This is a genomic window from Bradyrhizobium sp. UFLA05-108 (genome assembly GCF_059803455.1).
Window position 1 is genome coordinate 1 of record NZ_JBANAZ010000095.1, and the last position, 14,775, is coordinate 14,775.

Consider the following 14,775-nt stretch of genomic DNA (forward strand, 5'->3'; position numbering starts at 1 on the left):
CAGTCCTGCCAACTAGACAGACTGAATCACTGGTATCTCTGAGTCGCAACCGCGGCCTTTTTCAACGGAATCGGCCAAAACTGGACGTCAACAGGACGATGACAAAGCCATGATCGCTTGTCGGCGGCCATAGATCGATGCACTTTTATCTTTCTGTGTGGATGCTTCAGACCCGCTTCGTGATCCCGGTCACAACGCCAATAAACGATCCTGCGAGGAAAGAAGCACTAAGCATTATTAGATTGAGAACAAGCTTATCTTGACTAAATTGAAGTAAGATCCACCCAAGCAGCATGCAAATTAGCCCGCAGCCTACCGGCCAAAGCGCACGCCGCCGTACTGCGAGCCGCTGGGCCGGGCCAAGCAGCTCAGAGTTCCGCGACAGATTCCAGGCTCGGCGAAACGATAGCTCGAAACTCAAGGCTAATACGGCCAGACAGGCAGCGAAGAAGTAGTAAGACATTATCCTCGTTGCCAACTGTTACCATCTTGAAGGACGCGAGACGATAGCGTGGATTGATTGCCTCGGTCTTAAGGAGATAGCGAACAAACGGTCGTATCGGCGCACTATTCCAAGCTCGTCAACGATGTCCGCTTCGGGTCCATTCTCGCCCGACTGAGCGTAGGTTGTCCGCTGGCTCATGTCCGCTTTGCCCCGAAAGCACCGAGACCCCAGGCCGCTTCAGGTGCGCTTGGGTGCGAGCCCGTTGCAGCCGCCGGCCTGCTCGGCATCGAGCACGAGCAGGGCGCCGGCGACGTAGAGCCGGCTGACGAAATCCGCTGCATTGGATCGCGCGATGGTGACATAGGCGTTCGACGCCAGCACGCGGCCGTCGGCCTTCGCGATTGCCGCGATCGCCTGTGCCTGCGGCCCGATCACGGCCAGCGAGCGGCCGGGCGCGGTGCCGAAGGTCAAGGTAACGACGAGCGCGAGCCAGCCCGTGACGACGAGCGAGACCGCAAACGCGATCCTGCGGAGCGGCCGCGGTGTTGTCCGGCGAAAGCGTGATGGGATTAGGCTTGATTGTCGCCGCAAGGAAGGTGCGCTCCCTCCCCCGCTTGCGGGGGAGGGCTGGGGAGAGGGTGTCTCCGCAATGGACAATCCCCAAGTGGAGAGAGCCCTCACCCGGCGCTTCGCGCCGACCTCTCCCGCAAGCGGGAGAGGTGAGCAAGCCCGTGGCCCGACCGATTCAACCAGAACCCGTCGCGCTTTAATAGTCGTAGAAGTGCTCAAGGCTCGCACCCTTGGTCGTCAGCTCGCGCTTGATCTCGACGAGCCGATCGATCCTTGCCTTAAGGCCGGCCCTGCGGAAGCCGGGTTTGGCGTCCAGATCCAGTGAAAACAGCTCTGTGGTGTCGGGAATATCGAGAGCCGTCCCTTTCGGCGCGATCACTGTGATGAGGATTTCGTGATTGCCGGCGATCTCCGCCAGGCGATGACCGCCGTCGATCAGCTTGTTCAGGATCTCGCTCAGCGCCTTGTAGCGCGGCGCCTGCACGAGCTGCCAGTCCGGGGACAGCGTCCGGATCGGAGTGATGCGGGGCTCGGCGCGAAGCACGTCCTGCGGCAATGTCGCGACCACGAACATGATGTCGCGCGGCTCGTCGTCATCGCTGGCATCGAGCGCCTTCTGGATCGCTGCGGCATAGCCGATCTTGACGAAATATTCGGTGCCGAGCGCGAAGTTGCGCTCCCATGTGCGCAGATTGCTTGGCGTCGGCGTCGAGATCGCGGTCAGCCCGTTCAGCGTGTCGCTGAACGGATATTTGTACCAGGGGATGGTGTAGAGGAAGGCCGCATAGTCCTGGAGCACCGCGCGGGCGTATTCATCCTGCGGCGTGAGCTTCTCGCCCCTGATCCATTCGAAGGCGCGCCCGATCGTGTTCTCGTAGAGACCCTTGATCGCGTATTCGGCGGAGTAGCTGATGCCGATGACATAGATCATCATCTTCACGTCGAAGCGCGACTCAACACTTGCCGGGACCGCGCGGTTGATGGTGCAGAAGCTCTGCCAGAAGCCGAGGATGTGGTGCAAATAGCCGAAATGGCTTTCGCTGGACTGGTCGAGGAAGCGGCCAAAATCCTCGAAAGAATAGACGATGTACCATTCGGGGAAGGTGAAATAGGTGTTGTCGAGTGGCCGGCGATAGCCCTTCTCGCTGATCGGCGGGAGTGCCATTGCGGCCGTTGTCGTGGATGCAATGTCGGATGCGGGCTGGCAGGTGCCTTCGATATAGGCGAGCGGAACCAGGATCGCGACGGCGATCAGAGCGAGCAGCGTGAAGATGATGCGGCCAAGCTTCCTGAACATAAGCCTCTTAAACATAGGGCGCTTAAGCATGGGCCGGGTGCGTGCGCGGCGCGAGGAGATAGCCGATCAGGATGGCGAGCCCGCCAAGGCCGAGATGCGGCGCATTGGCGAAGATGCGGGTCGACAGCGGCAGGTTCAAAACGCCGTTGATGAGGATGCCGAAATCGAGATAGCCGCTGCCGGTGAGGAGGCCGAGCACACCGTCGGCGAAATAGAAGACGCCGAAGAGCTGGAAGAACAGTTCGGATGCGCGGCGCGACGTCAGCGCCGAGGCGAGCGCCCACAGCGCGGAGACGAGATGCAGGCCGTCGGCGTACCAGGTGCGGCGGAACAGGCCGAAGATCATGTCGTTCTGGTCGATGAAGGCGGGGATGTAACCGGTCAGGATCACGAAACCAAGCAGCGCGGCATAGCCAAAGGCGCACAATCGGATGACGTCCATGATTCCTCCGGTAAGTTCGAATCTCGTTCGAGTTTAGAGCGTTTTCCAGCGAAGTGGACACCGGTTCGCGTGAAGAAAACGCGTCAAAACAAGAGTCTAGAGCCCCGTTCCGATTCATCGGAACGGAAACGGCTCTAGAGTGTCCCGAGCGCCTTGAGCAGGGCATCATTGAACTGGCCGGGATCCTCGATCTGCGGAATGTGACCGAGCCCGGGCAGCAGAGTGAGGTGCGCCTGCGGCAGGAGGGCCTTCAAATCGTACGCCTGTGCGCGCGGCGTCACGGTATCCATTTCACCCCAGAGGATCGCAATGGGCTGCTTGAGCTGAGCGTAGGCGGCGCGGTCAGCGCTCATCGCGCCGCGATCTGTACCTGTGAAATAATAGAGCCAGTCGGCAATATCCGATGTCGAGTTCTGACGCGTCAGTGGCCGCTGCAGGATCTCGACATATGCAGGCAAGGCGCGGTCCTTCCTTGCGATCAGCGATTGCAGCAGCATCTTGGTTGCGAGCGGATTGGTGACCGTCAGCGACACCAGCATTTCACGCAGCCATTTAGGACGCAGCACTGCCGGTGGATCGGACGGTTCAGCCATCAGCCCCAGCGCCGCATCGACCAAGACCAGCGCGCGGGCGCGCGCCGGAAAGCGCAGCACCAGCTCGGTCGCAGCGCCCGCGCCGAAGGAATGGCCGACGATGACCGCGGGCGTCACCTTGAGCTTCTCGAGCACGTCGCTGACGCGCTCGGCCTGGTCCTGTCGCGTGTAGCCACCTGGCCGATCCGAGAAGCCGAACGGCGGCAGGTCGAGCGCGATCACATGATAACCGCCGGCTGCGAGCGCATCGCTGGTCGCTCGCCACAATTCGCTCCAGGCCGCGGTGCCGTGAAACAGCACGACGGGGACTCCGGAAAGAGGCCCCATTTCCTGAATGAACACGTCGCCCGAGCGCGTCGTCACCCAATGCCCGCTCGACGGTGCAAGATCGGTACGGCCTGCCGTCTCGCGAAAAGCAGCCGCCAGGCGGAATGCGATGATCGCTGCGACGACCAGCAGCAAGAGGGCGCCGCACAGCTTGGCCGCACCACGAAGAATTTTGGGAATCAAATGGCCTCGCGAGATGAGTCGATAGATGTTCGACCGCTACTCTAGCGCGAGTTGATTTGCGTTGAAACGAACCGCGATCGCGGGTCGTTCAAGATGGAATTGGGCTGCTGATTTGCCCGACGCGTCAATTCCCGCGCGGCGATGCCATTCTACTTTGCATGGGGTTGTTTTCGATATTTTTGGGGAGCCTGCCGGGCTCACTGCCCCGACGGGGTGCGCAGGCCGTGCCAGGCATCGCGCACCTGCTGATAGTGCACTTCGGGCAGATAGTCGGGGGTGTTGAGGGTCAAGGTCTTGACGTCGAGGTGGCCGACGGCGCTGAGCAGCGTGTAGGAGGCGATGACGCGGTCGCGCAGCGCGCCGATCAGTCGGGCCTTGGCCTGGATCAGGTCGGCTTGCGAGTTCAGCACGTCGACGGTGGTGCGCTGTCCGCCGGCGGCCTCGCGCTGCACGCCCTGCAAGGCGACGGTCGCCGCCTTCACCTCCGACTCGGAGGCCGAGACCGCGATCTTGGCACCTTCGTTTGCAACCCAAGCGCTGGTCGCGGCGGTGCGCGCTTGGTTGCGCACCTGGTCGAGCACGAGGCGGCTTTGCGCTGACACCTCTTTGGACTGCCGGGTTTGCGACGCGGCCTGACCGCCGTCATAGATCGGCGCGGTGACGTTGGCGACGATGGAGGCCTGGTCGGTGGCGAACGTGCCGAGCGTCTGGTCGGAGTCGCGGCTGCGGCTGGCGCTGCCCTGCACGTTGGCGCTCGGCAGCAGCGCGCCTTCGGCGACGCGGATATTGGTGGAGGCGACGTCGACGTCGAAGCCTGCCGCCATCACCGCCGGGTGCTCGCGGATCGCCATGGCGAGCGCGTCCTCGCGGCTCCGCGGCAGATAGCGGTCGACGACCTCGGCGGGCCGAAGCTGCGACGGCGGGTTGCCGATCACCTGGGCGTAAGTCGCCTGGCTGATGGCTAGCGCGACTTCGGCGGCGTTGAGATCGGAAAGCCCGCGGTTGAGGCGTGCCTCGGCCTGCGCGGTATCGGTCGGCGTGACGTCACCCGCATTCAGCCGGCGCTGGGTGACTGCGAGCGTCTCGCGCAGGAACGCGACGTTGGAGCGTTGCGCCTCGACCAGCGACTGGTTGGCGAGCACGTTGGTGTAGGCGGTCACGCCATCAAGCAGCACGCCCTGGCCGACATTGCGCAAGGCCTCGCGGCCCGACTGCACCTGAAGCTCGGCGACGCGCACGCTATTGGCGGTGCGGAAACCATTGAACAGCGTCTGCGTCACGGTGACGCCGATGGTCCAGGGCTTCAGCGTCGCGGTCTGGATCGTGTTGTCCGGAAGCAGGTTGCGTACCGATTGCAGCCCAGCGCTCAGGCTCGCCACGATCTGCGGCCGGTAGCCCGCAAGCGCCTGCGGCACGTTCTCGTCGGTGGCGCGCTGGCGCGCCCGCTCGGCATTGAGCTGCGGATTGGTCTGATAGGCTTTTGCGAGGGCGTCCGGCAGCGCTTCGGCCAGCGCGGCTGCGGGGAGGGCGCAGGAAAGCGTCAGCGCGGCCCATGTGACAAGGACATGACCCACGCCCGATCGGCGCCGCGTCATCACGCGGCCAGTTCTGGCGGCACGCCCCTTCATTTGATCCCGTAACAATCCCGGCTGTCCGCCCCTGCCGACGGCGGCCCTCTTACCTGTTTAACCAGCGCCGGTCCCGCAGGCAAACTGCCGCGGGTGAATGTCCCATGAAATCCGTGCTTGTTGCAGCTACGTCACAGGATTTTGGGGAAGGCATGGCGAGCCTTACACCAGCCTTACCGATTCTTGTTCAGCGGCTTACGCTTCTCGATGAAGGCGGCCATGCCCTCCGAGCGGTCTTCCAGCGCGAAGGTGGCGTGGAACAGGTTGCGCTCAACCTGCATGCCCTCGGCGAGCGTCGTCTCGAAGGCGCGGTTCACCGCTTCCTTGGCCATTGCGGCCGCCGGCTGCGACATCGCGGCGATCTTCTCCGCGGCCTCGATCGCCTCGTCCATCAGTCTGTCGGCGGGGACCACGCGGCTGACGAGGCCGCTTCGCTCGGCTTCCGCCGCGTCCATCATGCGGCCGGTGAGGCAGAGATCCATCGCCTTGGACTTGCCGATCGCGCGCGTCAGGCGCTGCGTGCCGCCGATCCCGGGAATGGTGCCGAGTGTGATCTCGGGCTGGCCGAATTTGGCGGTATCGGCGGCGATGATGATGTCGCACATCATCGCGAGCTCGCAGCCGCCGCCGAGCGCGTAGCCCGCGACTGCGGCGATCGTCGGCTTGCGGCAGCGCGCCACGCGGTCGCCGCCGATCGCGGCAAAATCTTCCGAGAACATGTCGATGAAGCCTTTAGGCTGCATCTCCTTGATGTCGGCACCCGCGGCGAATGCCTTCTCGCTGCCGGTGACGACGATGCAGCCGATCGCGTCATCGGCTTCGAGATCGTCGACGGCCGCGGCGATCTCGCGGAAGACGCCGAAGGACAGCGCATTGAGCATCTTCGGGCGGTTCAGCTTGATGATGCCGACCGCACCTTTGCTTTCGACGATGATGTGCTCGAACGTACTCATGCTCCACCCACGCATTTTCGATGTGAGCGGGCAATGTGCCCGCTGGCGCGGTGGGCTTCAAGAGGGCGAAGACGCCCAATGGGACGCGCGAGCCGCGCGTCCCCGGAACCGGCTCAGGTCCAAGAATCTCGAAGAATCAAGCCATGAGCATGCGCGCGGCCGAGGCCAGCGTCAGGAGCGCGCCAACGCCGATGAAGATCTTGCCGATCAGCGAACTCTGATCCCAGGCCGAGCTTTCGCTGCTCGCGGCGGCCATAGCCGGAGCCGGGCGCGGCTGCGCGTCGGTTGCGGCGACGACGGTCTTTTGCGCAGGCGGATTGTCCGGCTGCTGGGTGGCATCGCCTGGCTGATCCGACGCGGACGCCTGGCTGTCCGGTGCGGCGGTCGCTTGGTCGGCCGCCGCCTGCACGTTGTCATTGGCTCGCGACGTCATGGCGGTGGCTGCCGCGGCCGTCGGTGTATCGGCAGAGGCGAGCTGCGCATTGGCGTTGGCGACCGACGGCGGCATCGTGCTCGAAGCCGGCGCGGCGGTATCATCGGGCGCTGCGCTCGCCATGTCCTTTGCGGCGCTCTTGGCGGCTTTGTCGTCGGAGGATTTCTCCGCCGTCTTGCTGGTGTGGTGACGGGCGGAATGACGGCGGTGCTTGGCTGGCGTGACGGTCTCGGCCGATTTGCTCGCGCTGTCGGTCGTGTCCATCATGGACGACGTCGGCGCTGCCTGCGAGGCGCCGCCGACAAGCAGAAAGAGTCCCGCGGCGAGAATCAACGCTGCGCGGCCACTGGCTTCGATCATTTACGATCTCCCCAATTGCCCCCGTCCCGGAGCGCACAGAGACCCCGGGGCATGACCACAGCGGGGCAGAAAATGGGAATCTTCGGGCCTGAGCGGGCGAAACCGGGGCAATCCGGCGCGTCCGGCCGGCTTGGCGAGTGCGAGGCGAGCCGAACGGTGTTATGAGCCTCCCGGGCTTGCCGGCTAGACCGGGCCGCGGGGAAATGCGCTGCTTGCCGTAGGATCACGATTTCGTGATTAAGTCCGGCCGGTGTAACAAATTGAAAGAGCGGCCGAATTGCCGTGTGAGGGGCGCGCGTGCGCGGACGTGAGGACGAATGGACCGGCCTGATGCGGTCGGCCATGGCAGGGGATGATGCGGCGTATCATCGCCTGCTGAAGGCGATCACGCCGGTGCTGCGGGCTGCCGCCCGGCGCGGTCTCACGCGTGCCGGCCAACCTCCCGATCAAGCCGAGGATATCGTGCAGGACATTTTGCTGGCGGTGCATTTGAAGCGGCATACCTGGGACAGCGAGGCGCCCTTCGCGCCCTGGCTGTTCGCGATCGCCCGCAACAAGCTGATCGACGCGCTGAGGCGACGGGGCAGGCGGATCTTCGTCAACATCGACGATTTCGCCGAGACGCTGCCGGGCGAGGCGCCGCAGGAGACGGCCTCAGCAGGCGAGGTCGCGGCGCAGCTTGCCACGCTGCCGCAGCGCCAGCGCGACGTGCTGCAGTCGATTGCAGTCGACAGCACCTCGATCAGAGACACGGCGTCCAAGTTGTCGATGAGCGAAGGCGCGGTGCGCGTCGCGCTGCATCGGGGGCTGGCCGCGCTTACCGCCAAATTGCGGGACCGATGAGATGGATACCGATCAACTGATTCGCACGCTCGCGGCCGACAACGCGCATCGCGCGCCGAAGGTCGGCGCCGTGCTGGCGCTCTCGCTGCTGGTGGCCGCACCGCTCTCGATCCTGATCTTCGCCACTTTCCTCGGCGTGCGGCCGGACGTGATGAGCGCGATGCACAATCCGTTCTTCGACATGAAGTTCGCCGTCACCCTGTCACTCGCGATCCCCGCGATCGCGATCAGCCTGCATCTGTCGCGGCCCGAGGCCTTGATGCGCGGCTGGGGCTGGCTGCTGCTGCTCCCCGTGGCCTTGCTTGCGGTGGCGATCGGCGGCGAGATGATGATGGCGCCTGCGATGCCGATGACGATGCGTCTGGTCGGCAAGAATTCGAGGGTGTGCCTGTCGGCGATCCCCGCGATGTCGCTGCCGTTGCTGGCGGGCGCACTGTTCGGCCTGCGTCACGGCGCACCGTCGCGGCCTGCGCTTGCCGGCGCGCTTGCCGGCCTGTTATCGGCAGGTCTGGCGGCGACGCTCTATGCCTCGCACTGCACCGACGATTCGCCATTGTTCGTGGCAACCTGGTATACGCTCGCCGCCGCGCTCGTGACCGCGCTCGGCGCGCTCGTCGGATCAAAAGTGCTGAAGTACTAGCACCGGCTATGCCGGCGCCGTGCTCTGCTGCATGCGGTGAAAGCGCAGGACCTGCTGCGCGGTCGAGGTGCGCAGCGCCTCGTAGGTATCTTTCGCGCTCAACAGGTCGGTCGGATCGCCGCCGGACAGCTTGTCGCGCATCGCGATGATCGCGCGCACGCTTGACCATGACAGGCCGGCGACCTTGGCGAGGATCATCACGCCCTCGGTGCGGCTTTCGATCATCATGTTCTCGGCGATCGCGACCGGCACACCGGCGAGCGCCGCGAGCCCGGCATTGGCCTCGTCGAACTTGCTCTGTTCGGCGAAGGCTGTGACCTGGTGCTCGTTGAGACGGCCGTCCTCGAACAGCGATCTCACCAGCGCGCGCGCCATTTCGGTCTGCCGCGTCATGGTTGCCGCGCGGACGCGCTGCGCCGCCTCGTGCACCGCGCTGAGCACCGCGTCGGACTGACCGGGATTGGCGGCTTCGAGCTTCCTGCGCACGCTCAAGGAGGCCTTCGCGATCAGCTTCAGATAATGATGGCGCGGCAGGTCCGGGCGCAGGCCTACGCAGGTTGCGAGGTCGTCGTCGCGTTCGGCGCGGCCGACCAGCTCGATGAGGCTCATTTCCGTGAATTGTGCGCCTGGATTCTTGACCGTCGACTGCACCACCTCGTCATTGCCGCGCGCCACCAGCACGTCGGTGAGCGCATTGGACAGCACGCGGCGCATCGAGATGGCCTTGAGATGCGCCTGGCTCTTGCTGCGCGCGATCTCGATCAGGGTCGCCTCGTCCAGCCGCTCTGACTTCGACAGCACGGGGCCGGCGACCTCGATGACGTCGTCGAGCGCGAGCGTGCGGATAGTCATGGCAGGCGCCGTGTCGATCGGAGCGAGGCGCTCGGCGAGCAGCACCTTGGCCGAGGTCTCGATGTGGTCGATCAGGCACTGGAAGACGTCGTCGAACACGGCGATCTGGTCGTCGGAATACTCCACCGCGCCGCCGATGAAGAGATCTGTGACGCGGCGCAGAGTCTCGACCCGGCGCGCAACCGTGCCGTGGGACAGCGTCGCCTGCAATTCGTCGAGCAGGTTTTCGGAAATCTTGGGGGAGTCTTTGGCGGGTTTCGATCTCATGGCCCTGTCCTGGAGCGTTCGGTCCGGCGGTTCTTTCAGCGCCGCCGGACAAAAATGGATTGGTCAGCTGGTCGCAATGCGGTTGCGTCCTTGCGCCTTGGCGGAATAGAGCGCGCTGTCGGCGCGCGCGAGAAATGAGTCGGCATTATCGTTGTCGCGCAGCGCTGCGACGCCTGCGGAAATCGTCACTTGCATGCCGGGCGCGAACGCGCTCCAGTCGAGCTCGGCCACGATCATGCGCAAGCGGTCGAGCATGCGCATGGCGGCCTCGCCCGACGTGTCCGGCATCAGCAGCAGGAACTCCTCGCCGCCATAGCGGCCGAAACGATCGCCCGGGCGGATATTGGCGAAGATGGTGATGGCGAAGGTGCGCAGCACCTCGTCGCCGGTTGGATGGCCGTGGGCGTCGTTGATGCGCTTGAACCAGTCGAGATCGATGAGTGCGGCCGAGCAGGGCGCCTTCGCCTCCCGCGCACCGGTGATCTCCCCATCGAGCGCGCGCATGATCGAGCCGCGGTTGAGCGAGCCGGTGAGCTCGTCGAGCTCGGCGAGTTCCTCGATGCGCTGATAGGCGGCCTTCAGCTCGATGCTGCGCCGGTACAGGATCTTGCGCAACGTGCTGCCGAACAGGCCGAGGAAGGCGCACTGGCCGATCACCAGAACGAAGCACAGCATCGATGCGAGCCGCTCGAGCCGGCTCGTCACCGGCATGGCGATCGGCAGGTCGGAGATCAGGAAGACGAAGCCGAGCCCTATGGTCGCGAGCGCCCAGGTCAGCATCGCCTGCTGCGAGGTCATGCGCAGCGTGCCGAAGGCGAAGATCAGGAAGAGTACGCTGATGAAGGCGACCCCGATCGTTGGCACCGCCAGCAGGAAGATGAGCTGGAGCGCCATATGCGCCGAGATCTGAAAGACGGTGAGGTAGTGGTCCCGGTAACGCTCGCCGACGCCGGCCTCCGACAGTACGGCGAAGCTGCCGATGATCATCAGCCCGCCGAGCCAGAACATCGACGGCACGATCATCGAGACCGCGCCGCTATAGGCGTAGAGCAACAGCACCGACGCGCCGAGCGAGTAGCTCACGGTCTGGCCGATATACATCTGGCGCCGCTGCCGCATGCGGCGCGCGACGACCTCCGGCGTGGCCTGGTCGGGAGACAGGACGAGATCCGCGACTTCTGCGGCATTCCGCTCTGGGATGGATGTCGCGGCCGCGCTCATGAACCTGCCACTGGTGAATGTCAGTCCAAAAATCTACGTGGCAAGCCTTTAGGTTTGGTATCCTTGCGGTGCGAATCCGAGCCCTCGGCCCGGGTAAGTGCCTTGATCCGACACGGAAATTAGCAAGCGATTAGGGATTGTCGGCGATAGGCCTGAGAATCGGCCTCGAATAAGGTCAACGGTAAGGTCCAGAGATACTATCAATTGGCCGGCGAATGCGCTGCATAAGGCTTCGTTATGGTTCGAGGCTTGGTAAGATCGGGCCGCGCCTGCGGGCGCTCCGCAAGGAAAAGTCATAGTATTATGCTACCGTTTTTAGCGACCCCCCAAGAGCTGCAAGAATACGCGCGTATGTGGGGTACATCACACACGTACCCGTACGACTGCGGTAACTTGAAGAATCTTGCTCCGCCCGTCGAACCGCCTGCCGTTTCGACCCGACCAACTTTGCGAGACGGCCTTTGAGCGTGACACAGGCGGCTTCGGACGAGGTCCTGATCGCCCGGATCGCTCAAGGCGACCGGCTCGCTATGCAGGTGCTGTACGGGCGGCACCATGTCAGGGTCTATCGCTTCGGGCTCAGGCTCGTGCGCGATGAGCAGGTCGCTGAGGACCTGATCAGTGAGGTGTTTCTCGACGTCTGGCGTCAGGCCGGAAAGTTCGAGGGCCGATCCGCTGTTTCCACCTGGCTGCTGGCAATCACCCGATTCAAGGCCCTGTCTGCGCTTCGGCGCAGGAAGGATCTTGAGTTGGACGAAGAGGCCGCCAACGCGATCGAGGACACGTCCGACGATCCGGAAACGGCGGTGCAGAAGAAGGATACCAGTGAAGCGTTGCGAGAGTGTTTGACGGCACTGTCGCCGGAACATCGGGAAATCGTCGATCTCGTCTACTACCACGAGAAATCCGTGGAAGAGGTGGCCGGAATCGTTGGAATACCGGAGAACACCGTGAAGACGCGCTTGTTCTATGCGCGCAAGAAACTGGCCGAGCTGCTCAAGGTAGCCGGTGTTGAACGAGGCTGGCCATGATGGCATTGAGCAAGAAGATGCTGGAGCAAGAGCCCAGTGAAATTGAGATGCTGCTGCCATGGCATGCTGCCGGCACGCTGAACCCGCGCGACGCACGCCGGGTCGAGGACGCGCTCGCCCGCGATCCTGAATTGGCCAAGCAATACGCCGCGATCCGGGCCGAATATGAAGAGACAATCCATCTCAACGAGAGCCTCGGTGCTCCGTCGGCCCGCGCGATGCAGAAGCTGTTCACCGCGATCGACGCGGAGCCCGCGCGCGAGCCCAGAGCGCTGTCGCTCTCGACACGCGTCTCCACGTTCTTCGCGAGCCTGTCGCCGCGCACGCTCGCCTGGTCGGCGAGCCTTGGCGCGATCGCGCTGCTGCTCCAGGCTGGTGTCATCGGTGCCGTGCTGGTGAACAACCAGAGCTCGACCTTCCAGACTGCCTCCCTCTCTACGGACGCTCCGATCACGCGCGAGCTCGGGGCCTCGTCCGCGGCGTCGGCGCATGCGCTGGTGCGGTTCACGCCGGACGCGCGGATCGCCGACATCACCACGCTGCTCGACAGCTATCAGGCCTCGATCGTCGACGGCGCCAAGGGCGGCATGTTCCGCCTCCAGTTCAACAAGGCGATGAACAACGACGAGCTGGCCTCGCTGCTCAGCAGGATGCAGCGCGAGAAGATCGTCAACCTCGCCGTGGCAGCGCCCTAAGCGCCCGAGGGACATGCAGCGTAAGTCCGAAAGCGTGTCGAGAGCGGGCGCCTGCGTTTCGTCGGTAGGCGCAATTCTCTTGCTTGGTGCCTTCGGCAGCGGGATCGCGCACGCGCAGGCGATCATGCGCACGCCGACAATCAGCATTCCCTCTCGCGTGCCGACCGTCAGCCCGACGGTGACGGGGCGCGGCAGCCCTGTCGTCACCGGGCGGGCGGTAACCAGCGTCGATCGCGGACCCAGGGTCGTGCCTCGGCTGACCGCGCGCATGGCCCATACGGCTGTGCTGCCATATGTGCGCTATTCGCCCAATCTCTATCCGGCTTGTAGCGCGCCCAATCGCGACGCCGACGGCGAATGCCTGGATCAGACGAATGCGGCCGGCGGCGGTTCGGGGAAATCGGGCAAGAAGGGCGCTGGGAATTCCGGCCGCAATACGGTGCAGGCGGGCACCACGTCGCGCAATTTCCCCAATGAGTTCGTGGCCGAGCTCGACAGCAACCTTTCGACCGCCGATGCCGACGCGCTTGCGCGCAGCCACGGCCTGACCCGCATCGCGTCGGAGAGCTTTCCGCTGATCGGCGCCACCATCGGGCTGTTCCGCATCACCGATGGCCGGCCCTATGACACCGCGCGCCGCGAGTTCGCCGCTGCGAACGGTGTACGCTCGGTGCAGCCGAATTTCCGCTACATGCTCCAGGACCAGAAGGCGGGGGTGCCGGCGGAAGGCGATCCCGCGCAATATGCGCTGGCAAAGCTCCGCCTGCCGGAGGCGCATATGCTGGTGCATGGCGCGAACGTCACGGTCGCGGTGATCGATTCCGGAATCGACACCAGCCATCCCGAGCTTGCCGACTCGATCGCCGACAATTTCGACGCGCTCGGCAGCAAGGAAGGGCCGCACGTCCACGGTACGGGCATTGCCGGTGCGATCGTGTCGCATGCACGTCTGATGGGCAGCGCGCCCGGGGCGCGCATCATCGCGATCCGCGCCTTTGGCGGCACCACGGGCGGCGCCGAGAGCTCGTCCTATGTGATCCTGCGCTCGCTCAACTATGCCGCCGAGCACGGCGCGCAGATCGTCAATATGAGCTTTGCTGGTCCGAAGGACGCGGTGATCGAGCGCGCCATCGCGGCGACTGCCGCGCGCGGGTTGGTGATGATTGCGGCGGCCGGCAATGCCGGCGCGAAATCTCCGCCGCTCTATCCCGCCGCCAATCCCAACGTGATCGCGGTCAGCGCGACCGATGCGCAGGACAAGCTGTTCTCCGCCTCTAATCGCGGCAGCCACATCGCACTCGCCGCGCCCGGCGTCGACATCTTCCTTCCGGCGCCGGATGGCAAATACCAGATGACGTCGGGGACCTCGTTCTCGGCGGCCTATGTCTCCGGCGTCGCCGCGCTGCTTCTGGAGCGCAACTACGCTTTGAAGCCGGAAGCGCTGCGCCTGACGCTCGCAAAGACCGCCCGCGACCTGGGAACGCCGGGTCGCGACGATCTGTTCGGTGACGGCGAGGCCGACGCTTACGCCGCGGTCACGGCGGTTGCCGTCGATGGTGCGACGCCGGTTGCGGCGGTGCCGGGAACAACAAAACGTGAAGATGCGTCGGAACGTCGCGACGAGCCGGGAACGCGCGCGCTGGAGCAACCCTCGCTTTCCAATGCCGGGGATAAATCCACGCTTTCTCAAGCGGATAGACCTGCCGCGCGATAGCTGACAGCGAGCGCGCGCGGACTGCGAAGGTCAAAAAATCACACGCCCGGTTTTGAACGTTCGGCCCTGTGCCACGACCAAATGATGTGGGAGCGGTCATCCCTCCCCATCAGTCATATCAGGCGCGAGCGCCCATCCACCCCAAGCGCCCATATGGCTTGACCCGTCCGGTTGTCCCCCCGGACGGGTCTTTTCTTTTTGGAGCTCTCGATCTTCGAAGCGCGCTTCCTTCATCTCCGGGTTGAGTGAGTTCGGATGATCGTTTGCGAATCGTCCCGCGC

The 14,775-nt window shown here is 64.4% G+C and carries 14 protein-coding genes; 5 read left to right on the forward strand and 9 right to left on the reverse strand.

Going from position 1 to position 14,775, the window contains the following annotated elements; all coding sequences use genetic code 11:
• Nucleotides 1-682 precede the first annotated feature (682 nt).
• From SO140_RS41045 to SO140_RS41075, 7 genes are all read right to left on the reverse strand, one after another.
• Nucleotides 683-1,036, reverse strand: a complete 354-nt coding sequence (locus SO140_RS41045; protein WP_449384541.1) for a hypothetical protein — start codon at nucleotides 1,034-1,036, stop codon at nucleotides 683-685.
• Between the two features lie 175 nt (nucleotides 1,037-1,211).
• The gene (locus tag SO140_RS41050; protein WP_498543921.1) at nucleotides 1,212-2,327 is read right to left on the reverse strand and encodes a hypothetical protein; all 1,116 of its coding nucleotides are present in this window, start codon (nucleotides 2,325-2,327) and stop codon (nucleotides 1,212-1,214) included.
• A 7-nt stretch (nucleotides 2,328-2,334) separates the two neighbouring features.
• Entirely contained in the window at nucleotides 2,335-2,754 is a 420-nt protein-coding gene (locus SO140_RS41055) for a hypothetical protein (RefSeq protein ID WP_449384539.1), read from the reverse strand.
• Nucleotides 2,755-2,888: 134 nt separating this feature from the next.
• A complete protein-coding gene (locus tag SO140_RS41060) occupies nucleotides 2,889-3,857 on the reverse strand; it encodes an alpha/beta fold hydrolase (protein WP_449384538.1) in 969 nt (322 codons plus the stop codon).
• A 197-nt stretch (nucleotides 3,858-4,054) separates the two neighbouring features.
• Nucleotides 4,055-5,485, reverse strand: coding sequence for a TolC family outer membrane protein (locus SO140_RS41065; RefSeq protein WP_449384537.1), 1,431 nt, complete (start codon nucleotides 5,483-5,485; stop codon nucleotides 4,055-4,057).
• 173 nt (nucleotides 5,486-5,658) lie between these two features.
• Nucleotides 5,659-6,438 carry an enoyl-CoA hydratase gene (locus SO140_RS41070; protein ID WP_449384536.1) on the reverse strand — a complete coding sequence of 260 codons (780 nt, stop codon included), beginning with the start codon at nucleotides 6,436-6,438 and terminating at the stop codon, nucleotides 5,659-5,661.
• A gap of 136 nt (nucleotides 6,439-6,574) precedes the next feature.
• The gene (locus SO140_RS41075; protein ID WP_449384535.1) at nucleotides 6,575-7,231 is read right to left on the reverse strand and encodes a hypothetical protein; all 657 of its coding nucleotides are present in this window, start codon (nucleotides 7,229-7,231) and stop codon (nucleotides 6,575-6,577) included.
• Between the two features lie 297 nt (nucleotides 7,232-7,528).
• Between SO140_RS41075 and SO140_RS41080 the strand changes: the two genes are divergently transcribed.
• On the forward strand, nucleotides 7,529-8,074 hold the full coding sequence (locus SO140_RS41080) for a sigma-70 family RNA polymerase sigma factor (RefSeq protein ID WP_449384534.1): 546 nt from the start codon (nucleotides 7,529-7,531) through the stop codon (nucleotides 8,072-8,074).
• Nucleotide 8,075: 1 nt separating this feature from the next.
• Complete coding sequence (locus SO140_RS41085) at nucleotides 8,076-8,714, forward strand: NrsF family protein (RefSeq protein WP_449384533.1); 639 nt, start codon at nucleotides 8,076-8,078, stop codon at nucleotides 8,712-8,714.
• A gap of 6 nt (nucleotides 8,715-8,720) precedes the next feature.
• Here the strand turns inward: SO140_RS41085 and SO140_RS41090 are convergent, their stop codons facing one another.
• Nucleotides 8,721-9,833 (reverse strand): DUF2336 domain-containing protein, encoded by a 1,113-nt coding sequence (locus SO140_RS41090; protein ID WP_449384580.1) that lies wholly within the window; start codon nucleotides 9,831-9,833, stop codon nucleotides 8,721-8,723.
• A 63-nt stretch (nucleotides 9,834-9,896) separates the two neighbouring features.
• Complete coding sequence (locus SO140_RS41095) at nucleotides 9,897-11,054, reverse strand: GGDEF domain-containing protein (RefSeq protein WP_449384579.1); 1,158 nt, start codon at nucleotides 11,052-11,054, stop codon at nucleotides 9,897-9,899.
• A gap of 461 nt (nucleotides 11,055-11,515) precedes the next feature.
• Here SO140_RS41095 and SO140_RS41100 point away from each other — a divergent pair, with 461 nt between their 5' ends.
• Genes SO140_RS41100 through SO140_RS41110 form a run of 3 tightly spaced genes read left to right on the forward strand, consistent with a single transcriptional unit; the run spans nucleotide 11,516 to nucleotide 14,494 of the window.
• Nucleotides 11,516-12,085: a sigma-70 family RNA polymerase sigma factor gene (locus SO140_RS41100; protein WP_449384578.1), complete on the forward strand. Its 570-nt coding sequence runs from the start codon at nucleotides 11,516-11,518 to the stop codon at nucleotides 12,083-12,085.
• Entirely contained in the window at nucleotides 12,082-12,780 is a 699-nt protein-coding gene (locus SO140_RS41105; RefSeq protein WP_498543922.1) for a hypothetical protein, read from the forward strand. Before SO140_RS41100 ends, SO140_RS41105 begins: the two co-directional genes overlap by 4 nt.
• 13 nt (nucleotides 12,781-12,793) lie before the next feature.
• Nucleotides 12,794-14,494, forward strand: a complete 1,701-nt coding sequence (locus SO140_RS41110) for a S8 family serine peptidase (protein WP_498543923.1) — start codon at nucleotides 12,794-12,796, stop codon at nucleotides 14,492-14,494.
• Nucleotides 14,495-14,775 lie beyond the last annotated feature (281 nt).

Coding starts and splice junctions, on each gene's coding strand:
- SO140_RS41050 (WP_498543921.1), bottom strand. CDS start 2,327: ATGTTTAAGAGGCTTATGTTCAGGAAGCTTGGCCGCATCATCTTCACG.
- SO140_RS41055 (WP_449384539.1), bottom strand. CDS start 2,754: ATGGACGTCATCCGATTGTGCGCCTTTGGCTATGCCGCGCTGCTTGGT.
- SO140_RS41065 (WP_449384537.1), bottom strand. CDS start 5,485: ATGAAGGGGCGTGCCGCCAGAACTGGCCGCGTGATGACGCGGCGCCGA.
- SO140_RS41070 (WP_449384536.1), bottom strand. CDS start 6,438: ATGAGTACGTTCGAGCACATCATCGTCGAAAGCAAAGGTGCGGTCGGC.
- SO140_RS41075 (WP_449384535.1), bottom strand. CDS start 7,231: ATGATCGAAGCCAGTGGCCGCGCAGCGTTGATTCTCGCCGCGGGACTC.
- SO140_RS41085 (WP_449384533.1), top strand. CDS start 8,076: ATGGATACCGATCAACTGATTCGCACGCTCGCGGCCGACAACGCGCAT.
- SO140_RS41090 (WP_449384580.1), bottom strand. CDS start 9,833: ATGAGATCGAAACCCGCCAAAGACTCCCCCAAGATTTCCGAAAACCTG.
- SO140_RS41095 (WP_449384579.1), bottom strand. CDS start 11,054: ATGAGCGCGGCCGCGACATCCATCCCAGAGCGGAATGCCGCAGAAGTC.
- SO140_RS41105 (WP_498543922.1), top strand. CDS start 12,082: ATGATGGCATTGAGCAAGAAGATGCTGGAGCAAGAGCCCAGTGAAATT.
- SO140_RS41110 (WP_498543923.1), top strand. CDS start 12,794: ATGCAGCGTAAGTCCGAAAGCGTGTCGAGAGCGGGCGCCTGCGTTTCG.